The organism is Marinobacter sp. (assembly GCF_040904845.1).
Lineage (GTDB): Bacteria > Pseudomonadota > Gammaproteobacteria > Pseudomonadales > Oleiphilaceae > Marinobacter.
The window spans coordinates 44376-65949 of the sequence record NZ_JBBDSR010000109.1; the positions used below are offsets into that span (position 1 = coordinate 44376).

A 21574-nucleotide genomic window follows, 5' to 3' on the forward strand; every position below is an offset into this window, starting at 1 on the left:
CCATGCACTGGATACTACTGCGCGGCCTGACGCGGGAGCAGTCACACTGGGGGGCCTTCCCGGACAGGCTGCGGCGGGCGTTCCCCGAGCACTGTTTTCACCCGGTGGACCTGCCGGGTACCGGTGTGCATTACCGCGACCCCTGTCCGGACACCATTGAAGGCATTCGCGAGAAAGTACAGAGTCAGGTCAGTCACATCCCGGGTCCCTACGGTATTCTGGCGCTGTCCATGGGGGGCATGATCGCACTGGACTGGGCCCAGCATGCCGTTGAGGGCGAGATTCAGGCGCTGGTGCTGATCAACGTCAGCTCCGGGTTCAGCCCGCCCTGGCACCGGATGCGGCCGGGGGCCTGGCCGCGCATAGCAAGACTGTTGGCGCGGCGTGAACTGTTTGACCGCGAAGCGGACATACTCCGGCTGACCTGCAACCGTGCCCCGGCACTGGAAACGATCAAACACTGGTACAGCATTCAGCGCCAGCGCCCGGTGTCCCTGCGTACGGCGGTGCGACAACTCAGGGCGGCCGCCGCGTTTCGGCCGCTTCAACGCCGGCCCCTTCCCGATGCCTTGCTGCTGGCCAGTAAAACCGACCGTATCGTTCACTGGCGATGCAGCGAGGTGCTGGAGCAGCGCTGGCAGTGGACACTGAAACTGCACCCCGAGGCCGGGCATGATCTGCCCCTTGATGACCCGGAGTGGATTGTCTCGCAGTTACAGCGATGGCTGATACGCTGATATCAGTTGCTTGACGCAACTGGTCTTTCGCGTCAGTCTCTGCGGTGTTTTGTGACGAGTTTATCCTCAGCGACGGAGCCAGAATAATGAAAATCTTCGAAACCAAAACCGCCCCCAACCCGCGTCGGGTCCGCATGTTCATGGCCGAAAAGGGCCTGCTGGACAAAGCCGAGTTTGTTGAGATCGATATCCAGAAGGGGGAAAACCTGACCCCGGAATTCGTGGCCAGAAACCCGATGAAGAAAGTGCCGGTGATGGAGCTGGATGACGGCACCAGCGTGGCGGAAACCATGGCGATCTGTCGCTATTTCGAAGAGAGTTACCCTGACGCCCCGAAACTGCTGGGTGAAACCGCGTTGGAAAAAACCCTGGTTGAGCAGTGGCTGCGTTGGATCGAGTTGTACTTTTTCATGCCCACCGGCATGTGTTTTCAACACACCAGCGGCTATTTCAAGGACCGCATGAACCCCATCAAAGAGTGGGGCGAGGAGTGCGGTGTTGGTGTTGAGAAGTTCCTGCACTTCCTCAACAAGCAACTGGAGGGCAAAGAGTTTATCTGCTGCGATCAGTTCACGGCTGCGGACATCAATGCCTTCACCACGGTGGCGTTTGCCAAGGTCGTCAACATCCGCATCAAACCGGAACAGACCAATCTGCAGGCGTGGTTCGATCGCATCAAGGCTCGGCCCTCGGCGCAGGTATAACGATGACGGCACCGATGAGCCAATCAGATCAACTCACCTGCGCTCTTGCGGCCATCGACCGCGCCAACCGCGAGGACCCGAACCGGGAGCAGGTGGGCGAAGACCACCTGCCTCGTGAATACGCCTACAGCCAGCATATGACCCGCTGGCTGTTTGCCCTGGAATCTTCACCGTCCGAACGCATGCAGATCGCCTGTCGTGCCCAGCATATCGAACGCTGGACGTTGCCGCGCAAGGAGTACCCGGAAGGGCGCAAAGCCTATTATCAGTGGCGTCAGGCCTGTGGCCGGATGCACGGCCGCCGGGCGGCAGAGGTCATGGCGGGCTGCGGTTATCCCCAGGACGAATGCGATCGGGTTGAGGTCATCCTGACCAAGCGGGAGTTGCGGAACGATGCCGACACCCAGTTGCTGGAAGATGTCGCCTGTATGGTCTTTCTGGAGCGGTACTTTGCCGATTTCTACCAGGAAAAGGCCGATTACGACCGTGAAAAATGGCTACGCATCGTGCGCCGCACCTGGGGCAAGATGTCGCCGCGGGGGCATGAAGCGGCGCTTAAGCTGGCAGGAGGTATGCCAGCGCATTTGCTGGAGCTTCTTCAGGAGGCGTTAGCTGATACTGGAGGGTAACTCTCGTTAATTTGCACAGGCCAGCGGGTAGGTCGTGCCGAAATACGCTGTGAATACGTCCCTGTACGCTCGGCTCCGCCATCCATGGCTCCGCACGATTTCGGCACGACCTACCCGCCGGCCTGTTCCGACCTTCGAGTCAGTCCTCTGTAAAGAACAGCTCCTCGAGTTTCTGGCCCGGCTGTGTTGCTCGCATAAACGATTCACCCACCAGAAAACCATAAATCCCACGACTGGTCATGGCCTCTACGTCCTCACGGGTCATGATCCCGCTTTCGGTGATGGTCAGCCGGTCCGATGAAATCCGCTGGTGCAGGTCGAAGGTGGTGTCCAAAGACACATCGAAGGTATGCAGGTTGCGGTTGTTGATGCCCACCAGCGGCGTTTTCAGGGTCAGCGCATCGTCCAGCTCTTCGCCATTATGCACTTCCACCAGCACGTCCAGCCCGATCTCGTGGGCGATGCCTTCGAGTTCCTGCATCTGGTCTTTGGTCAGGCAGGCGGCGATCAGCAGGATGCAGTCAGCACCGATGGCGCGGCTTTCGTACACCTGATAGGGCGCGACCATGAAGTCTTTGCGGATGACCGGCAGGCTGCAGGCGTTGCGGGCGGCAACCAGATAATCTTCGTGACCCTGGAAAAAGTCTTTGTCGGTGAGCACCGACAGGCAGGCCGCACCGCCTTTTTCGTAGCTCTCGGCAATGACTTCCGGTTCAAACGGATCACGGAGGATGCCTTTGCTGGGCGAGGCTTTTTTGATTTCGGCGATGACCGCCGGTGTATTCGACTCAATTCGCGTGCGCAGGGCATTGGCGAAGCCCCGTGTGGGCGGTTGGTCCCCAGCCATGGCTTTCAGGTCTGCAATGCTGACGTTTGGTTTGCGCTCGTCGATTTCTTCCCATTTCCGATCAACGATTTTCCGAAGAATGGTCGGGGTTTTATCCAGGTGTCTCTCACTCATTACGGGCCTGCTTAATAGTTTGCCAGAGCCGGTGGGGGGCAGGGCTTTCCAAAACTGGCTGCAGCCGTGGATGGCTGCAGCCAAGCCCTACAGGGACGTATTTACGGGCGTGTTTTGGAAAGCCCTGCCCCACCGGATCGTCCTGCTCCAAAGTTCGCAGTCTTAGTTAGTTAAAAACACTGAGAAAAATCAGCCAGTTCCGACATCTTGCCGGCCGCCAGGCCAGAACCCATGGCATCCAGCGCCATGTCGACGCCTTCTTTGGCAGTCTTTGCCAACCCGGCGACGTAAATAGCGGCACCGGCATTCAGGGCAATCAGGTCACGCGCTTTCTCGGCCATTTCATCGTGGCCGCGGCCGAAGGCGGCTCTGATCAGCTTGAGGGATTCGTCGGAGGAATCCACCGCCAGGCCGACCAGGGTCTGACTTTTGAGGCCGAGATCCTCAGGGGTGATGTCGTATTCCGTGATCTTGCCATCTTTCAGCTCGGCCACGTGGGTGGCGCTGGCCAGACTGATCTCATCCAGCCCGTCCTTGGAATGCACCACCATGATGTGCTCGGCGCCCAGACGTTGCAGCACTTCTGCCATGGGACGACACAGTTCGCGGGTGAACACGCCGATCAGCTGTCGCTTGACGCCTGCCGGATTAGTCATCGGGCCGAGGATGTTAAAAATGGTGCGGCAGCCTAGCTCTTTTCGCGGCCCGATGGCGTGCTTCATCGCGCCGTGATGGGCCGGGGCGAACATGAAGCCGACACCAATCTGCTCCACGCAGCGGGCCACTTCTTCCGGCTTCATGTTGAGATTGATGCCGGCTTTCTCGATCAGATCGGCGCTGCCGCTTTTCGAGGACACGCCACGGTTGCCGTGTTTGGCCACGAAGCCGCCAGCGGCGGCCACCACAAAAGACGCGGCAGAAGACACGTTGAACAGGTTGGCACCGTCACCGCCGGTGCCGACGATGTCCACCAGCGGCTCGGCGTTCACGGTCACCCTGGTGGCCAGCTCGCGCATGACTTCGGTGGCACCGGTGATCTCGTCGATGGTTTCGCTTTTCAGGCGCAGCCCCATGAGAAACGCGCCGATCTGGGCATCGGTGGCATCGCCGTTCATCACGATGCGCATGACGTCATTCATCTCCTCCCGGGTCAGGTCCAGGTTGGAGGCGATGCGGTTGAGAGCTTCTTTCATATCCATGTGTCAGCCTCTTGTTACGTTCGCAGGAAGTTGCGCAGCAGTTCGTGACCCTGTTCGGTCATAATAGACTCTGGATGAAACTGTACCCCTTCAATCGCCAGGGTCTTGTGGCGAACCCCCATGATTTCCTCAACGGAGCCGTCGTCGTTGCGGGTCCAGGCAGTAACTTCCAGGCAGTCGGGCAGGGTTGTCTTGTCAATCACCAGGCTGTGATAGCGGGTGGCCTGCAGTGGATTGCTCAGGCCCCGGAAGACGCCAGTGTTCTCGTGGTAAACCGGGGACACCTTGCCGTGCATCACGCGCCCGGCGCGGATAACGTCGCCGCCGTAGACCTGGCCAATGGCCTGATGGCCCAGGCAGATGCCGAGGATTGGCAGTTTGCCGGCAAAATGCCGGATCACTTCCAGGGAGATACCGGCCTTGTTGGGTGTGCAGGGGCCGGGAGAAATCACCAGGCGTTCCGGGTTCAGGGCTTCGATTTCTTCAACGGTGATTTCATCGTTGCGGTGAACCTGCACGTCTGTGCCCAGTTCCGCCAGATACTGCACCACGTTGTAGGTGAAGGAATCGTAGTTATCGATCATCAGCAACATAATTTTGTCCTCCGCCTCAGTGGTCGAAATCGTTGTAGGTCATGGCCACCGCGCGGAAAATCGCACGGCCTTTGTTCATGGTTTCTTTCCACTCGAGGCGGGGCACCGAATCGGCCACCACGCCGGCACCGGCCTGGATATGCAGGGTGTTGTCCTTGATCACCGCCGTACGGATGGCAATGGCGGTATCCATGTTGCCGTTGAACGACAGATAGCCCACCGCGCCGCCGTAAACGCCGCGCTTTACCGGCTCCAGCTCATCGATGATTTCCATGGCACGGATTTTCGGCGCGCCGCTGAGAGTGCCGGCGGGCAGCGTAGCGCGCAGTACGTCCAGGCAGCTGGTGTTGGCTTTCAGGCGGCCGATCACATTGGAGACAATGTGCATGACGTGGGAATAGCGCTCCACGATCATCTTGTCGGTCAACTTCACCGTGCCGGTTTCCGAAACCCGGCCGGCGTCGTTGCGGCCCAGGTCGATCAGCATCAGGTGCTCGGCGATTTCCTTGGGGTCGGCCAGCAGCTCGGTTTCCAGGGCGTTGTCTTCGGCATCGGTGGCACCGCGTTTGCGGGTACCGGCGATGGGACGCACGGTCACTTCTTCATCTTCCACACGCGCGAGGATCTCCGGGGAGGAGCCGACAATGTGGAAGTCTTCCAGATCCAGGAAGTACATATACGGCGATGGGTTCAGCACCCGCAGCGAACGGTACAGGTTCAGCGGCGGCGCTTCGAACGGGATCGACATGCGCTGGGAAATCACCGTCTGCATGATATCGCCGTCAAGTACGTAGCCCTTGATCTTGTCCACGGCGGCTTCGAATCTGTCCTGGCTGAAGCCGGAAATGAAGTCGCTCTCATCTACGGTTTTGCCGCGCAGGTGTTCCGGGGTGCGGGGCGCATCGGCGGTCTGTCGGTGCAGGCGATTTTCCAGTTCGTCAATGCGGGCCTGGGCCTTATCAAACGCGTTTTCAGTCGCCGGATCGGCGTGCACAATCAGGTGCAGCTTGCCTCGCAGGTTGTCGAACACCACGATTTCATCGGACACCATCAGCAGGATGTCCGGCGTGCCGATACGGTCCGGCGGGCAGCTCTTGCGCAGACGCTTTTCGATATAGCGGACGGTGTCGTAACCGAAGTAACCCACCAGGCCCCCGTTGAAACGGGGCAGTTCGTCCAGGTCGGGCGCGTGGAAGCGTTGCTGGTAGGACTCCACAAAGGCCAGCGGATCGTCCACCTCCTGCGCTTCCACAATCTCGCCACCGCGGCTGATCTCCACACGATGGTCAAAGACCTTCAGCACTTCGTGGCTGGGCAAACCGATAATCGAGTAACGGCCCCACTTTTCGCCGCCCTGCACGGACTCAAACAGATAGGAGTAGGGCCCGCTGGCGAGCTTCAGGTAGGTGCTAAGGGGCGTGTCGAGATCGGCCAGTACCTCGCGGTACACGGGGATGCGGTTAAAGCCGGCGCTTGCGAGCTCGGCAAATTGCTCGGGTGTCATATCACGGATTCCTGAAATCTGATCTGCATTGTGGGTGAAAGCCGGGCTTACTCAGCCAGTGCGCCATCGCCACCATCGTGTTGCGCGGGTTGTCAGGACGCCTCGCGCTGCAGTCAGATTCAGTCCCTGCATGGCAGGAATCTCCCGTAATGAAAGGTTCAATGTCAGTTCCTTATGAGATTACAAAAGCTCAGCCAGCGAATCAACCACTGCATCCGCGCCCAGGGTGTCCACCGCAGGCCCGTAATTATAGCCGTAGCGAACGGCCACGCAGGGAATGCCGGCGGCCAGCGCGGCGTTTATGTCCGCCGCGGAATCTCCCACCATCACGGTGGTGCCCCGGGTACCGCCCAGGTTTTCCATGGCGTGAAGCAGAGGGGCCGGGTCTGGTTTTTTCACCGGCAGGGTATCGCCGCCAACACTCAGATCGAACCAGTGATCCAGCCCCATCCGCTCCAGCAACGGTGCCACAAACTGTTCCGGTTTGTTGGTGACCACGCCCAGCCGGCAGCCCTGATTTTTCAGGTGAGCCAGGCAGGCCTCGACACCATCGTAAACCACGGAGTGATGACCGTTGAGGGTGCCGTAGGCGTGGTAAAAAATGGCCAGGGCATCCTTGAACAGCGCCTCGTCTTTTGGCAGCGCCGGTTCCCAGTCGGTCTGCCCGGCCAGCGCCCGGCGCACAAGCGCCGCCGCGCCATTGCCGACCCAGTTCCGGACACGGTCAATGCCGGCGGGTGAGCGACCCAGGTGCGCCAGCATCTGGTCCACGGCCGCTGCCAGATCCGGCGCACTGTCTACCAGGGTGCCATCAAGATCAAACAGGGCAACGCCGGGCCAGCGAGCATTGAACAGCCCGGCGAGGCTCATTGGCTGATCACCTTGCGGGCCTGTTCCAGCTCTTCGCGCATGGCGTCGATGGTGGTTTTGTAGTCGTCCGTGTTGAAGATGGCAGAGCCGGCAACAAACGTGTCGGCACCGGCCTCGGCGATGTTGCGGATGTTGTCGGTTTTAACGCCGCCGTCGATTTCCAGGCGGATGTTGTAGTTGCTGGCATCGATGCGCTTGCGGGCTTCCCGCAGCTTGTCGAGGGTGCCGGGAATGAACTTCTGGCCACCGAAGCCGGGGTTTACGGACATCATCAGTACCATGTCCAGCTTGTCCATCACATGGTCCATGTAATGCAGCGGGGTGGCCGGGTTGAACACCAGACCCGCCTTGCAACCGCCCTCGCGGATCAGTTGCAGCGAGCGGTCAATGTGGCTGGAGGCTTCCGGGTGGAAGGTAATGTAGCTGGCACCGGCATCAATGAACATGCGGATCAGATCGTCCACCGGGGACACCATCAGGTGGACATCAATGGGCGCGGTGACACCGTGCTTGCGCAATGCCTCACAGACCATGGGGCCAATCGTCAGGTTGGGCACGTAATGATTGTCCATCACATCGAAGTGCACGACATCGGCGCCTGCGGCCAGCACCTGGTCAACTTCCTCGCCCAGGCGGGCAAAATCGGCGGACAGGATGGATGGTGCAATCAGGTAAGGGTTCATGACAGCTCTCTCACAACGTTTGATAATGGCGTGGTCTGCAGTTTCTGCCGCAAACCCAAAACGGATGTTAGTCTAGCAGTTTGGCGATGTTTTTTCGCAGCGAAAGAGTGAGAGCCTGTGAGCAACCTGAACAATCGATACACGCGCCGGGTATTCTTCCTGGGATGGCTGATTCTGACCCTGACCCTGGGGTTGGCGGGTGCGGCCGTCGGCGAAGAAGAGGCTGAGACCGTCGCAACACCGGCGCAGAAACAGCGTGCAGTGGTGTCTTCGGGGCTTGGGTCGGACGTCATCGCAGCCCAGCGCCCCGACACGGCTATCTGGCTGGACCTGGAGGGCGACGGCGCGGAGCTGGCACTGTTTGAGCCGGAACTGGAGGCTCCCGCCAAAGGCGCAGTGCTGATGCTGGCCGATGAAGGCCAGTCCGCTGCCTCCGAGCTTCTGGGTGCCCTTGGCGAACCCTTTGCCGCCAATGGCTGGGGCGTAATGACGCTGGGGCTGGAAGCGCCACCTTATGAGCTTCAGCGCGCCTGGCGGCTGGCTGACGCCAGGCGACCGGAACGGCAGGAAGACGAAAGCCAGGACCCGAGCTCGGTGATGATCGATGTGATGGAGGATGGCGAGCTCGAGGATGCCGAGGATCAGTACCGGACTCGTATCCAGGACCGGCTGAGTGCGGCGGCTACGAATCTGCAGGAGCGCGGGTACGAACGGATTGTGCTGGTTGGTGTGGGGGCCGCTGCCATGCATGTGGCCCGCTCCGCAGCCGCCGGCACGGGCGATCAACTGATCTGGGTGGCCCCCCGTTTCTATCCCGCGGATGAGTCGGCGCTAGGCGAACTGCTTGCCAGCGTGGGGGCGCTTCCGGTTCTTGACATGCACAGCGCTCGCCCGCAGGTGGCGAGTCTGTCGCCCCGAAAACGGGCGGCCAGGCTGAAAAAAGCCGGCGCGCAGGGTTATCAGCTGCAGCTGGTCGGCACCGGTGTTCGTCCCGAACCTCGTGAGGCGGCAATGTTGGCTAATCGTATCCAGTCATGGCTGCGGTCAATCTGAATCGCGCGGGTTATGACGGCGCTTGATCAATTCCCAGGCTTGTTGGTAGCGCAGCAACCGGTCTTTGGCCTGGGCTCGCTCGGTGTTGTTAAGCGCCTGTTGGCCCAGTTTGTCCGGGTGACATTCCGATACTTTTTTGCGGTACGCCCGTTTGATGTCATCCAGAGATTCGCGGCGGGTTACCCCCAGTAGCTGGCAGGCCTGCTCGTAGCTGGTGGGTGCCGGCCGACTTTCCGGTTGGGTGATCCAGACTTTCGAAGCGTAACTCTCCAGTACTTCGTCGCTGACTGCGACCGGCAGACCGATCTGGTCGATGGCGTCTTCGCAACGGTAGCGTCGGGGTTTTGCGGGGCGACCCTGCAACTGGGTGGCATGGCACAGGCATATCGCCACCCGCAGTGCCGGGGACGGCCACAGGTAGCTCGTCATTTTCAGGCCCAGCGCCTTGAGGGCAGGAATGCCCTCGGCGCGCTTGCCTTTCTGAAACCAGTGAATGGCTTTTCGGCGTTGTCGCAGGGACAGCTTGAGGGCTTTCATCATCGCTTCCGCGAAGCCGATATCGGTTTCGGTTACCCGCCCTTCCGACTTGGCAATGTAGCCGAGGAAAAAGAACAGGCTGCGCCGACACCAGCGCGGCAAGCTGGTGCGCAGAACCAGTTCATTGGCCTGATGCCCGCACGAGGCCAGTTCCTGAAGCAGGTCGGAGAATTCCGCTTCAATGCGGGCAGGGAGTGCGGTGTCGTGCTTGCCGGTTGCCATCGGTCTACTCCTGCCCTGTCCTCTGATCACCGCGCAGCCAGTGGTCAAGCTGTTGCAACCGCTCCGGAGTGCCGATGTCCATCCACTTCCCGTGATGGGCAACCCCCCTGACGCGCTTATTGGCCATGGCCGAACGCAGGATCGGCGCGAGCGCCGCGTGGCCTTGGGGTTGTCCGTCAAACAACCGGCGATGGAGCAGGCTGATGCCGCAGAAGGTCAGTTTGTCCGCACCCTCGGCGGAAACCATCGCATCAGGATCCAGGTGAAAGTCACCGGCCGGATTATGGGTCGGGTTGGCCGTCAGCACCAGCAGCGCATCGGCATTGTCCGGAGGTGTCAGGCGGGAAAAATCGACATCGCACCAGATGTCGCCGTTGATAACGAGAAACCAGTCTTCGTTGTTCGAGGTCAGCATCGGCAAGGCTTTGACGATGCCCCCGGCGGTCTCCAGCGGGGTATCTTCCGGGGAATAGTCGATACGCAACCCGAAGCGGGTGCCGTCGCCCAGGGCGGCTTCGATCCTGTCGCCAAGCCAGGCGTGGTTAACCACGATCTGATCCACACCTGCGCACTTCAGCCGTTCAAGGTGATGGACAATCAGCGGCTTGCCGCCGGCTTCCAGCAACGGTTTCGGGGTGGTCAGTGTCAGCGGCCGCATGCGTTCACCTTTGCCGGCGGCCAGAATCATGGCTTTCACTTAGGAATTGCCTCCGCTGGAGCCGGGCCGATGGTCTGCTCGATGGCCGGCATAACGGTTTGCGACAACCATTCGTGGAAGTGTCGGAGGGCACCCTGCCTGGCGCTGGCTTCGATCAGGTAGTGAACGGTACGGGGAATGTCAGCCAGGTAGTTATCCTTGCCGTCGCGCAGTGACAACCGGGCAAAAATGCCCGCGGCTTTCAGATGTCGCTGCATGCCCATCAGCTCGAACCATTGCCGGAAAGTGTCGCTGTCGGCCCGATGCAGACCGGCGTCCAGGCTGATCTGGCGATAATGCTCCACCCAGCGGGCAATGTCCGCTTCCGGCCAGCGGATGTAACAATCTTTCAACAGCGATACCAGGTCGTAGGTGACCGGCCCGCGAACGGCGTCCTGAAAATCGATGACGCCCGGGGTGTCAGTGCCGTCTCGGATCAACAGGTTGCGGGAATGATAATCGCGATGCACCGTGACTTCCGGCTGGGCCAGGGCGCTCTCGCGCAGACAGGCGAAAGCCGTGTCGAGCATGGCCTGCTCACCGTTGGAGAGGGAAATGCCCAGTTTCTGGGTCAGTAACCAATCCGGGAACAACGCCATTTCCCGGTCCAGCAGCGCGGTGTCATAGGGCGGCAGTGGGTGGTCCGGGGCGTCGCTGGCCTGCTGGATACGCACCAGTTCTGTCAGTGCGCCCTGGTAGAGCCGGTCGGCAGTGTTGGCATTCAGCTCCGCCAGCATCAGGCGATCGCCGAAATCCTCCAGTAGCAGGAAGCCCTGTTGCAAATCTTCCTGCACCACGGCTGGCACCGCAACGCCCTGCGCGTGCCAGTGCCTGGCAATGGCGACAAACGGGCGGCAGTCCTCATGGGCCGGCGGTGCGTCCATGACAATGAGGGGGCGCGGATTAGTCGGGGTACTGGCCACTACCCGGAAATAACGGCGAAAGCTGGCGTCGCCAGACACCGCAACGGGGGCGGCCTGTTCAAGGCCGGGGAACTGTCGGACCCACTGGGTCAGCATCTGCAGGCGGGTATCCATGGAACGGGCGACTATCCTGAGAAAGTGAATGAGACATGGGGGCTGTTAGAGCTGAAAGTTAGCAGATCCGCACGGAGAGGGTAAATCGGTTTCGCTGCAAAGTAGGGTTTCCGTTAACAAGGCGTGGGGTGCCGTGTAAACTAGGCCGCTGTAAAACCCCCCGGAACCACACGCCCACTTGCACAGGAACCCGATCACCGTGCCAGCCCAAGCAAGGAACCTGCAATCACCGGCGAGCCGGTTGTGGCGCATACGGCGGCAGGCTTCGTGGTGGCAATGCTGGGGGCCGGGTACCGTCTTCACTTTGGTGGTGTCGGTGTGGCCGGCGTCGGCGGTGGTCGCGCAAACGGCCCCCTCGGCCGCGGAAATTGACTGGCGGCCCCGCGCCGAGTTGCCTGAATTCGTGCGCGATACCCTGCCGGCATTCTGTGAAGGCGGGTACCTGCCATCGGAAATGTCGATGCCGGTGGCCGGCGAGGATCCGCAGGCGCTGTTCCAATCAACGCCGGATGGCGATCAGCCGCTGGAGGCCAGTGGGCTCTCGGCGCGTTATAAGCTGGATTCCGAGCTGTTTTTGCAGGGCGACGTGCGGGTGCGCCAGGGCCGGTTCACGGTGACCGGCTCCGAAGCGAGGTACGATCAGGTCGGTGGCCGGGTTGCGGTAACCGGGCCACTGGTCAGTCGGGGCGAAGCGTTTCTGCTGACCGGTGACGAAGCGGATTATGACGTCGGCAACGGCCAGCTTGATATCAACACCGCGACCTTCCTGTTGCACGAAGCGGAATTGCGTGGGTCCGCCGGTCAGCTGTCCCGTATCGCCGAAGACGAAGTGTTGATCCATGACGGTTCGCTGACCACCTGTGCTCCGGACCAGAACGATTGGTCGATTGTGGCGTCGGACATTCACCTGGATCAGGGCGAGGGTTTTGGCACCGCCCGCAATGTGCGACTTCGAATCAAGGACGTACCGGTGTTTTACTGGCCTTACGCCAGTTTCCCCATTGATGATCGCCGCAAGACGGGTTTCCTGTACCCCTCGTTCGGCACTTCCAACGCGGGCAGCGGTGCGTATCTTTCGGTACCTTACTACCTCAACCTGGCTCCTCATTATGATGCCACGCTGACCCCGCAATACATCCATGGCCGGGGGCTGTTCAACGAGGCGGAAGGCCGTTACCTGAGCACCCTGGGCGAATCGGTGCTGCAGGTGGGTTACATCAGCAACGATCTGGAATACCAGAACGAATTTCCGGGTGAAGACGGCGAACGCTGGGCCTTGGATTTCACCACCCGGGCGGGCCTCGGCAGCGGCTGGTCCGCCTACGGCGACTACTCGGTGGTCAGCGATGACGATTACCTGAGCGACCTGAATCAGGGGCTGGGAATCAACCAGACTACGCATCTGCAGCGTCGTGGTGGTGCCCGGTATCAGGATTCGGCACAGTATTTCGAAGCGTATCTGAACGGCTATCAGACCATTAGCGACCGGATCGCCGAGCGCAACAGGCCCTACGCCCAGCTGCCGGAAGTCATCTACGGTATGACCACAGACCTGGGGCCGGTGGAAACCAACCTGGAAAGCCAATACACCTACTTTTACCGGGACAATACCGAGCTGGCTGGCCTGGACCGCGCCAATGGTCAGCGGTTACGGGCGATCCCGGAGGTGGCCCTGCCGCTGCGAGAGCTCTGGGGCTATACCCGCCCGTCCGTCAGCCTGGATTACACCCGTTATGAACTGGAAGACTACGAACCCGGCCGTGCCGGTTTTGACCGCACGGTGCCGGTGTTCGAATGGGATTCCGGATTGTATTTCGACCGTCAGTCCAGCCTGTTTGATATCCCCTACAACCAGACCCTGGAGCCGAGACTCTACTACGCGTACGCCGATGCCGAGGCGCAAGACCAGAATGACATCCCCGATTTTGACTCGGCCCTGAGGTCCTTCAGTTTTGACCAGCTGTTCCAGCGCAACCGCTTTACCGGTGGTGACCGGGTCGGGGATGCCAACCAGCTGACGGTGGCCCTGACCAGCCGTTTCAATGACCTGGTCACCGGTGCCGAGCGCGCCCGTTTCAGTATCGGCCAGGTCCACTACTACGACGATCGCGATGTCACCCTGATGGGGGCCGGCAGCGATGATCGCAGCGACTCACCCCTGGCGGGTGAGGTGCTGTTGCGCCCCCTGGAAACGCTGGATATACGCAGCACTGGCCTGTGGGACCCGGACACCCAACAAACCGAGGAAGGCCGTAGCCAACTGATTTTTCACTCGAAGGATTACCGGTATCTGGCCAGCTTCGGGCACACCTACAGTCGAAATGAATTGGAACAGACGGATATCGGGGCAGTTTTTCCTGTCACAGACCGTGTTAGTCTGATCGGGCGCTGGGTGTGGGATTCACAGCTGGACCGCACCGTCGGCTCGCTGGCAGGTATTGAATACAACAACTGTTGCTGGAGCGTTCAGGTGGTTCACCAGAACGCTCTGACCGACGACGAGGAACTGGAAAGCCGCGTGCTGTTCCAGATCCAGCTCAAGGGGCTGGGCGGCAGTGGAGGCTCCTCGGATCGGATCTCCGAAGCCATTTACGGGTTTGAAGAGCGGGAACGCCGACGCTTCGGTGGCCCGGGCAGCGGATACAACTGAGATCGCACAGCGGGCGATGCACAGAACGAATGTTGATGAATCAGAGGTGACTATGAAGGCGAACCTTCGCCATTGTGCAAAAACACTGTTGGTACTGATGGCTGTGATGATGGCCTCGGTCGTGCAGGCGGAACGCCAGCCACTGGATCGGGTGGTGGCGATCGTTGATGACGATGTCATCCTGAAAACCGAGCTGGACAGCCGCATCAGCACCATAACGGGTCGGCTTCAGGCCCAGGGTACCGGGCTTCCGCCCCGGGAGGTGCTGGAAGCGCGCGTGCTCGATCAACTGATCACCGAGTCCATCCAGTTGCAGATGGCCGATCGTGGCGGCATGCGGATCAGCGACAACGAGTTGAACGAAACCATGGCCGGTATTGCCCAGCGCAACAACATGACCATGGACCAGTTTGAACAACAGCTGACCGCCGAAGGGGTCAGCTATCGTGAAGCCCGCGAGCAGATCCGCAATGAAATGCTCGCCAGCCGCGTGCAGCAGCGCCAGGTGGGTAACCGGGTGCGGGTGACCGATCGGGAAGTGGAGAATTACCTGCAGTCGATGTCCTCGCGCGAGCCCAGCAATGAAGAGTTCCGCTTGTCCTATATCTACATCGAGATAGACGACCCCAACGATGAGTCCGTGGTGGATGCCGCCCGTGGCAAAGCCGAACGGCTGCGTGCCGAAATTGCCGATGGCCGCGATTTCCGTGAAGTCGCGGTGGCGGAGTCGGACGCCTCCAACGCACTGGAAGGTGGCGACATGGGCTGGCGCGGCAGAAGTCAGCTGCCTTCGCTACTGGAATCGGTCGTGCCGGATCTGGAAACCGGCGTGCCGTCCGAGGTTCTGGGCAACAACAGTGGCTTCCATCTGGTGATGGTGGAAGAGCGTCGCGGCGGTGACGGCGAACAGGTCATTGAGCAATCCCGGGTTCGTCATATCCTGGTGCGGCCCACGGAAACTGTGACCGACGCCGACGCTGAAAACACCATTCGCGACGTTACGCGCCAGATCCGCGCCGGCGGCGATTTTGCCGCGTTGGCACGGGAATATTCCGATGATCCGGTGTCCGGCTCCGATGGCGGCAGCCTGGGCTGGGTCAGCCCGGGCCAGATGGTGCCGGAATTTGAGCAGGCCATGCAGAATGCGGAAGTGGGCGAACTGGCAGGCCCGTTCCGCTCCCAGTTTGGCTGGCACATTCTCGAAGTGCAGGAGCGCCGGCAGAAAGACATCAGCGGCGACGTGCGTGACTCGGAAGCCCGTCAGGCGATCTACCGTCGCAAGTTTGATTCCGAGCTGCAGAACTGGCTCAGAGAGATTCGCGATGAAGCCTTTGTCGAGTTCAAAGGGGAGTACGCGGACGATAACGAGGCATCCGAAGCATCATGACCGAACCGGTTAGGCTGGCCCTGACCGCCGGCGAGCCGGCGGGCATCGGCCCGGAACTGTGTCTGCAGCTGGCAGCGGAAACACGGCAGCCGGGCATTGTGGTGGTGGCCAGCCAAGCGCTGCTGGCGCAGCGGGCAAAGCAGCTGGGCCTGGAGGTGATCCTGGAACCCTGGCAGCCGGGCGACCGTCCGGTGACCGAAGCCGGGCGCTTGTCTGTGTGCCACGTTGACGGCCTGGCAAGCACGGCTGCCGGACAGCTCGACAGCGGTAACAGCCGTTACGTGCTGGACACCCTCCGGGTGGCGGCTCAGGGGTGCCTGGACGGCGTTTTCGACGGCATGGTTACCGCGCCAGTTCACAAGGGCGTGATCAACGATGCCGGTATTGCATTCAGCGGCCACACGGAATTCTTGCAGGAATTGTGTGGCGTAGAGCGTGTGGTCATGATGCTGGCCACCGAAGAGTTGCGGGTGGCGCTGGTCACCACCCATCTGCCCCTGAAAGACGTGGCGGCGGCAATTACGCCACAGCGCCTGACCCAGGTGGCGCGCATCCTTAACCGGGATCTGCAGACCTTCTTCGGAATTGAACACCCGAGAATTCTTGTCGCGGGCCTGAACCCCCACGCCGGTGAGGGGGGCCATCTTGGCCGTGAAGAATTGGATGTCATCGAGCCGACGCTGGACCAGCTGCGCGCCGAAGGCATCACGCTGACCGGCCCTCTGCCCGCGGACACCCTGTTCACGCCCCATTGGCTGAAAGATGCCGATGCGGTGCTGGCGATGTACCATGACCAGGGGCTGCCGGTACTCAAGTTCCAGGGTTTCGGGCGGGCGGTGAACATTACCCTTGGCCTGCCCATTGTCCGTACCTCGGTCGACCACGGCACCGCTCTGGACCTGGCGGGTACCGGTCAGGCGGATGCGGGGAGCCTGCACACGGCCGTCAGGGTGGGTGAGCAGATGGCGCGATACCGTCGGTTGGCAAACGCGGGCTGAGAATCAGCCCCTTGTCCGGTTCTGAAACAGAGAGACCCAGAGTGAGCAACAAACCCGGCCATCAGGCCAGAAAACGTTTCGGCCAGAATTTCCTTCACGATCCGGGGGTCATCGAGCGCATTATCCGCGCGATCCACCCGAAAGCCGACGACGCCATGGTGGAAATCGGCCCCGGTCTGGGTGCGATTACCGAAGAAATCCTGGCGGTGAACCCACGCCTTCAGGTGGTGGAGCTGGACCGTGATCTGATCCCGGTGCTGCGCACCAAATTCTTCAATTACCCGGAGTTTCGCATCCATCAGGCGGATGCCCTCACGTTTGACTTCAGTCAGCTGGTCGCCGACAGGCCGCTGCGGATCATTGGCAATCTGCCGTACAACATCTCGACACCGCTGATTTTTCACCTGCTGGGACAGGCCGGGGTGGTGCAGGACATGCACTTCATGCTGCAAAAGGAAGTGGTGCAACGTATGGCGGCGGTACCCGGCGACAACAATTACGGTCGCCTGGGTATCATGACCCAGTATTTTTGCAAGGTGCAGCCGCTGTTCGAAGTCGGCCCCGGGGCGTTCCGGCCGTCACCGAAAGTGGACTCCGCCATCGTGCGGCTGGTGCCCCACACCACCCTGCCGCACCCGGCCAAAGACCTGGAAACCCTGCAGGCGGTGGTGCGCACGGCCTTCAATGCCCGTCGAAAAACTCTGCGCAAAGCGCTGGGCGGGCTGGTCACCGTGGCGCAACTCGGGGAGCTTGGTATCAATGATGGGCTGCGACCGGAAAATCTGTCGCTGGCCGACTTCGTGGCGATTGCGGATAAGCTGGTTGATGAAAAACAACACACGGAACGGGTGAACGGAGAGCACCATGGCTGATTACGCCATTGGCGATATCCAGGGCTGCTATGAGCGGCTGAGGGAGGTGCTGGACAAGGTGAGTTTTTCACCCTCCCGGGACAATCTCTGGGTAGCCGGTGACCTGATCAACCGCGGGCCATCGTCGCTGGAAACGCTGCGATACATCGAAAGCCTGGGCAGTTCGGCGGTGGTAGTGCTGGGCAATCACGATCTGCACCTGCTGGCGGTGGCACTCGGGGGTCATCAACCGAAGAAAAAGGACACCCTCGAGGGCATTCTCGACGCCCCGGATCATGAGCGTCTCGTGGCCTGGCTGCGGCAGCAGAAACTCTGCGTTCATGACCCCCGCCGTCGGTTTGTCATGGTGCATGCCGGACTGCCTCACGTCTGGAGTGTTGAGCAGGCAGTGGCGAACGCGCGGGAAGTGGAAGCGGTGATCGCCGGTAACCAGGCTCCCGACTATTTTACCGAGATGTATGGCAATGATCCGGCCCGCTGGGATGCTGGCTTCACCGGCATGGACCGCTGGCGGGTGATCACCAATTACTTCACCCGCATGCGCTTTATCGCGGCGGACGGCACGCTGGAGCTGGCCACCAAGGAATCCGCCGACAGCGCACCGGAAGGCTTCGCACCCTGGTTTGAGTATCCGCGCCACGATGACGTGCGGGTGATCTTTGGCCATTGGGCATCGCTGGAAGGCAACACCGGCCATAACCGGTTTATCGGGCTGGATACCGGGTGTGTCTGGGGCGGCGCGTTGACCATGATGAACCTGGACAGCGGGGAAAAAATTCACTGTGACTGCTAGAACCACCGATATCCTGCGCCCATCCCTCATTCTCGGGGCGTTCCTGGCCCTGCTGGCGGTCATGGCCGGTGCCTTCGGTGCCCACGGCCTGAGAGCGATGGTCAGTGCCCGGGGCCTTGAAGTTTTCCAGACCGCCGTCACTTATCAGGTATATCACTCATTAGCGTTGATACTTGTGGCTATATTGGCCGGAATGGGCTTGCACCGCCGTCTGTTGGTGGTGGCGTCGGGCTTTTTCCTGGCAGGCATTCTGTTGTTCAGCGGCAGCCTGTATGTGCTGGTGCTGACCGACATCCGCTGGGTAGGGCCGGTCACGCCCATCGGCGGCGTATGCTTGATGGTAGGCTGGGCGTTGATATTGACTGCCGGATTGCGGCGCTAGACATTGTGCAGAGGTAAACATGCAGGTTCAGGTAAACGGCGATGGCGTGGAACTGCCGGCTCAGGCAACCATTGCCGATCTGATTGAACACATGGCCCTGACGGGCAAACGGCTGGCGGTGGAAGTGAACGAAGACATCGTCCCCCGCAGCCAGCACCCGGAATTTCGCCTCAACAACGGTGACCGGGTCGAAGTGGTTCATGCCATTGGTGGCGGCTGAGCCACCGCACAGCCGATCACACCCCATATTCCATTCAGCCTCAGGAACGTTATGAGCGAACAACCGACAATCCAGCTTCCGGAAGACAAACCCCTTGAACTCGCCGGCCGTGTCTATCAGTCACGCCTGCTGGTGGGAACCGGCAAATATCGTGACCTGATGGAATCCGGCCACGCCATCGAAGCCAGCGGCGCGGAAATCGTCACCGTGGCCGTGCGCCGGACCAACCTCGGGCAGAACCCGGACGAGCCCAACCTGCTTGACGTTATCTCACCGGATAGCTACACCATTCTGCCCAACACCGCAGGCTGCTATACCGCGAAAGACGCGGTGCGGACCTGCAAGCTGGCCCGCGAACTGCTAGGTGGCCACGATCTGGTGAAACTGGAAGTGCTGGGTGAGGAGAAAACCCTGTATCCGAACATGATCGAAACCCTGGTCGCCGCCGAAGAACTGATCAAAGACGGCTTCAAAGTGATGGTTTACTGCTCGGACGACCCGCTGTTGGCCAAGCGCCTGGAAGACATGGGCTGCATCGCCATCATGCCACTGGGTGCCCCCATTGGCTCCGGCCTGGGTATCCAGAACCGCTACAACATCCGGCTGATCGTCGAAAACGCCAAGGTCCCGGTGCTGGTCGATGCCGGCGTGGGTACGGCCTCAGACGCCACCATTGCCATGGAGCTGGGGTGCGACGGTGTGTTGATGAACACCGCCATCGCCCAGGCTCAGGACCCGATCAGGATGGCTCACGCCATGCGCCTGGGTGTCGAGGCCGGCCGTGAAGCCTATCTGGCGGGTCGTATGCCGAAGAAGCTCTACGCCAGCGCGTCCTCGCCGATTGATGGCACTTTCTTCTGATTTAGTGAACAATCCGGTACAGAACTGAATAATACTGAGGGCCGGCGCTTAAGACCGGTCCCGAAAATAACCCAGTTACAGAGCGCTGAAGTCCTGTCATGACCGATTCGAAACCCAGTCGTCGGGAGGCGATCCTGCATGCGTTGGTGGCGTTGCTGGAAGCCGATCCCGGTGCCCGCATCACCACCGCTGGCCTGGCCAAATCCGTCGGCGTCACCGAGGCGGCGCTGTACCGCCACTTTCCCAGCAAGCGGAAAATGTTCGAGTCGTTGATCGACTTCGCGGACGAAGCGGTGTTCAGCCGCTGCCAGCTGATCCTGCAGGATCAGGAAGACGCCCGCGCGCGGCTGCAGCAGTTAGCCAATCTGGTGCTGGTGTTTGCCGAGCGCAACCCCGGCCTGTGCTGTGTGCTCACCGGCGATGCCCTGATGGGCGAAAACGAAGCTTTGCGCAAGCGCGCTTCCCAGTTCTTCGAGCGCTTGGAAACCCAGGTACGCCAGATCCTCAAGGAAGGCGAAATCCGCCAGGGGCTGCGGCCCCGGACCAGCGCCAATCGCGGCGCGGATTTTGTGCTGGTGTTTGTCGAAGGTCGGATTCAGCGGTTTGTGCGGTCGTCGTTTTCCCGGTTGCCCTCGACGGATTTTGAGGAGAGTTGGGCGCTGGTTTCTGAGGGCGTTTGGGGTTGATCTTGCTTTCTTTGGGAGATGATCCTCTTCCTTCTCCGGTAGCCTGATAGCTTTGGGGCAGGACGAAGGCGGGAACGGCCCCCACAGAACCGCTACAAGCACATCCATGTGCGCTTCTCTCCGGCCATCCATGGCCTCCAAGATTCTGTGGGGGCCGTTCCCGCCTTCGCCCCGTTCACTTTGGTGATATAGCGCATGGAAAGGCAAGGCCAAAGCCGAAGACAGAATGCCAGGCGCTCTGGTCAGAAATCCCCCGTGTTTTTCCTACGATATATCTCTGCAATCGGACGGTTGGCGGTGTGAGGGCCCTTCCCGGAATTTCCGAGGCCATGGATGGCCGGAGAGAAGCGCACATGGATGTGCTCGTAGCGGTTCCGGGAAGGGCCCTCACACCGCCAACCCTACTTCAAAGCTATCAGGCTGGAAGCCGAAACCCGACGCAAAGCCAAAGCCTCAGTCATACCCGGAGGCGGAGCGAAGCACCTGGCGAACGGGCTCCCAGACGGCCGGCGCAGAGATCAGAATATCGCGGCCGTAAAGGTCGGCGGGGTAGCTGTCGGGAACATTGCCGAAGTGGCCAGCAGTGGCACCGGCTTCCAGGGCGATGAGGCGGGCGGCGGCGAAGTCCCAGGGGCTGACGTTTTCGTAGTAGATGTCCAGGCGGCCGCAGGCGACCCAGCAGATGTCGAGGGCGGCGGAGCCGATGCGGCGTAGGTCGCGGCACTGGTGGATCATGGCGTCAAGGCGCTGGATCAGCGGTTCGAGATGGTCTTTGTGGTAGGGGAAACCGGTAGCAAACAGCGAATCCCGCGGCACCGTGGCACCGCTGTGCGTGATGGGGTTGCCGTTGAGGGTGGCACCGTCGCCTTTGGTGGCGCGGAAAGTTTCGCCTGGGAACGGGGCATGCACCACACCCGCCTGAACGCGACCATTCTCGGCGTAGGCAATGGACACCGCGACCTGGGGGTGGCCGTAGGCGTAATTGACCGTGCCATCAATGGGGTCAATGATCCACAGAGGCGTCGTCAAATCCTCCGCCTGGCTCACGTCCGGTGCGGTTTCCTCGGACAGAATGCGGTGGTCCGGGAAGCGTTTACGGATGGCACCGGTGATGAACTCGTCCGCCATCACGTCAGCATGGGTGACCAGCTCGGTCTGCTGCTTGTAGTCGGTGCGCAGGGTGTTGCTGTCGCGCTCATGGCGGATCAGCTCGCCGGCTTCGAGCGCGAGTTGCTCGGCAAAATCGGTGATCTCTCGCAGCGATACGGAATCGGACATGACGCCCCCTTGGCGGGTTCC

23 protein-coding genes are annotated in these 21574 nt (G+C 60.8%); 13 read left to right on the forward strand and 10 right to left on the reverse strand.

Going from position 1 to position 21574, the window contains the following annotated elements; translation table 11 throughout:
- Positions 1 to 2 precede the first annotated feature (2 nt).
- From WD429_RS13960 to WD429_RS13970, 3 genes are all read left to right on the forward strand, one after another.
- A complete protein-coding gene (locus WD429_RS13960) occupies positions 3 to 737 on the forward strand; it encodes an alpha/beta fold hydrolase (RefSeq protein WP_368422792.1) in 735 nt (244 codons plus the stop codon).
- Between the two features lie 86 nt (positions 738 to 823).
- Complete coding sequence (locus WD429_RS13965; protein ID WP_368422793.1) at positions 824 to 1441, forward strand: glutathione S-transferase family protein; 618 nt, start codon at positions 824 to 826, stop codon at positions 1439 to 1441.
- A gap of 14 nt (positions 1442 to 1455) precedes the next feature.
- Positions 1456 to 2070: a DUF4202 domain-containing protein gene (locus WD429_RS13970; protein ID WP_368422794.1), complete on the forward strand. Its 615-nt coding sequence runs from the start codon at positions 1456 to 1458 to the stop codon at positions 2068 to 2070.
- A 139-nt stretch (positions 2071 to 2209) separates the two neighbouring features.
- Here the strand turns inward: WD429_RS13970 and trpC are convergent, their stop codons facing one another.
- The 6 genes from trpC to rpe form a co-directional block, all read right to left on the reverse strand.
- Positions 2210 to 3031: an indole-3-glycerol phosphate synthase TrpC gene (gene trpC / locus WD429_RS13975; RefSeq protein WP_368422795.1), complete on the reverse strand. Its 822-nt coding sequence runs from the start codon at positions 3029 to 3031 to the stop codon at positions 2210 to 2212.
- Positions 3032 to 3201: 170 nt separating this feature from the next.
- On the reverse strand, positions 3202 to 4230 hold the full coding sequence (trpD, locus tag WD429_RS13980) for an anthranilate phosphoribosyltransferase (protein WP_368422796.1): 1029 nt from the start codon (positions 4228 to 4230) through the stop codon (positions 3202 to 3204).
- 14 nt (positions 4231 to 4244) lie between these two features.
- Complete coding sequence (locus tag WD429_RS13985; protein ID WP_368422797.1) at positions 4245 to 4823, reverse strand: aminodeoxychorismate/anthranilate synthase component II; 579 nt, start codon at positions 4821 to 4823, stop codon at positions 4245 to 4247.
- Between the two features lie 16 nt (positions 4824 to 4839).
- A complete protein-coding gene (gene trpE, locus WD429_RS13990) occupies positions 4840 to 6327 on the reverse strand; it encodes an anthranilate synthase component I (protein ID WP_368422798.1) in 1488 nt (495 codons plus the stop codon).
- A 180-nt stretch (positions 6328 to 6507) separates the two neighbouring features.
- Complete coding sequence (locus WD429_RS13995; RefSeq protein ID WP_368422799.1) at positions 6508 to 7197, reverse strand: phosphoglycolate phosphatase; 690 nt, start codon at positions 7195 to 7197, stop codon at positions 6508 to 6510.
- Positions 7194 to 7880: a ribulose-phosphate 3-epimerase gene (gene rpe / locus WD429_RS14000; RefSeq protein WP_368422800.1), complete on the reverse strand. Its 687-nt coding sequence runs from the start codon at positions 7878 to 7880 to the stop codon at positions 7194 to 7196. The genes WD429_RS13995 and rpe overlap by 4 nt, the downstream gene beginning before the upstream one ends.
- A 117-nt stretch (positions 7881 to 7997) precedes the next feature.
- Between rpe and WD429_RS14005 the strand changes: the two genes are divergently transcribed.
- Entirely contained in the window at positions 7998 to 8933 is a 936-nt protein-coding gene (locus tag WD429_RS14005; RefSeq protein WP_368422801.1) for a DUF3530 family protein, read from the forward strand.
- Here WD429_RS14005 and WD429_RS14010 read toward each other — a convergent pair.
- From WD429_RS14010 to WD429_RS14020, 3 genes are read right to left on the reverse strand one after another with little or no spacing between them, the layout of a single operon-like run.
- The gene (locus WD429_RS14010; protein ID WP_368422802.1) at positions 8925 to 9692 is read right to left on the reverse strand and encodes a DnaJ domain-containing protein; all 768 of its coding nucleotides are present in this window, start codon (positions 9690 to 9692) and stop codon (positions 8925 to 8927) included. The genes WD429_RS14005 and WD429_RS14010 overlap by 9 nt on opposite strands.
- Positions 9693 to 9696: 4 nt before the next feature.
- Positions 9697 to 10389, reverse strand: a complete 693-nt coding sequence (gene murU, locus WD429_RS14015) for an N-acetylmuramate alpha-1-phosphate uridylyltransferase MurU (protein ID WP_368422803.1) — start codon at positions 10387 to 10389, stop codon at positions 9697 to 9699.
- Positions 10386 to 11426, reverse strand: coding sequence for an aminoglycoside phosphotransferase family protein (locus tag WD429_RS14020; protein ID WP_368422804.1), 1041 nt, complete (start codon positions 11424 to 11426; stop codon positions 10386 to 10388). Before WD429_RS14020 ends, murU begins: the two co-directional genes overlap by 4 nt.
- 307 nt (positions 11427 to 11733) lie before the next feature.
- On the opposite strand from WD429_RS14020, the gene WD429_RS14025 reads away from it, so the two are divergent.
- From WD429_RS14025 to slmA, 9 genes are all read left to right on the forward strand, one after another.
- A complete protein-coding gene (locus WD429_RS14025; protein ID WP_368422956.1) occupies positions 11734 to 14076 on the forward strand; it encodes an LPS-assembly protein LptD in 2343 nt (780 codons plus the stop codon).
- A 52-nt stretch (positions 14077 to 14128) separates the two neighbouring features.
- Positions 14129 to 15463 (forward strand): peptidylprolyl isomerase, encoded by a 1335-nt coding sequence (locus WD429_RS14030; protein ID WP_368422805.1) that lies wholly within the window; start codon positions 14129 to 14131, stop codon positions 15461 to 15463.
- Complete coding sequence (gene pdxA / locus WD429_RS14035; RefSeq protein WP_368422806.1) at positions 15460 to 16461, forward strand: 4-hydroxythreonine-4-phosphate dehydrogenase PdxA; 1002 nt, start codon at positions 15460 to 15462, stop codon at positions 16459 to 16461. The genes WD429_RS14030 and pdxA overlap by 4 nt, the downstream gene beginning before the upstream one ends.
- A 41-nt stretch (positions 16462 to 16502) precedes the next feature.
- Positions 16503 to 17333: a 16S rRNA (adenine(1518)-N(6)/adenine(1519)-N(6))-dimethyltransferase RsmA gene (gene rsmA / locus WD429_RS14040; RefSeq protein WP_368422807.1), complete on the forward strand. Its 831-nt coding sequence runs from the start codon at positions 16503 to 16505 to the stop codon at positions 17331 to 17333.
- Positions 17326 to 18126 carry a symmetrical bis(5'-nucleosyl)-tetraphosphatase gene (locus WD429_RS14045; protein ID WP_368422808.1) on the forward strand — a complete coding sequence of 267 codons (801 nt, stop codon included), beginning with the start codon at positions 17326 to 17328 and terminating at the stop codon, positions 18124 to 18126. The genes rsmA and WD429_RS14045 overlap by 8 nt, the downstream gene beginning before the upstream one ends.
- 61 nt (positions 18127 to 18187) lie before the next feature.
- On the forward strand, positions 18188 to 18508 hold the full coding sequence (locus tag WD429_RS14050; protein ID WP_368422957.1) for a DUF423 domain-containing protein: 321 nt from the start codon (positions 18188 to 18190) through the stop codon (positions 18506 to 18508).
- Between the two features lie 19 nt (positions 18509 to 18527).
- A complete protein-coding gene (thiS, locus tag WD429_RS14055) occupies positions 18528 to 18728 on the forward strand; it encodes a sulfur carrier protein ThiS (protein WP_368422809.1) in 201 nt (66 codons plus the stop codon).
- Between the two features lie 51 nt (positions 18729 to 18779).
- The gene (locus WD429_RS14060) at positions 18780 to 19589 is read left to right on the forward strand and encodes a thiazole synthase (protein WP_368422810.1); all 810 of its coding nucleotides are present in this window, start codon (positions 18780 to 18782) and stop codon (positions 19587 to 19589) included.
- A 98-nt stretch (positions 19590 to 19687) separates the two neighbouring features.
- A complete protein-coding gene (slmA, locus tag WD429_RS14065) occupies positions 19688 to 20275 on the forward strand; it encodes a nucleoid occlusion factor SlmA (RefSeq protein WP_368422811.1) in 588 nt (195 codons plus the stop codon).
- Positions 20276 to 20728: 453 nt separating this feature from the next.
- Here slmA and WD429_RS14070 read toward each other — a convergent pair whose 3' ends face one another.
- Positions 20729 to 21553 (reverse strand): inositol monophosphatase, encoded by an 825-nt coding sequence (locus WD429_RS14070; RefSeq protein WP_368422812.1) that lies wholly within the window; start codon positions 21551 to 21553, stop codon positions 20729 to 20731.
- Positions 21554 to 21574 lie beyond the last annotated feature (21 nt).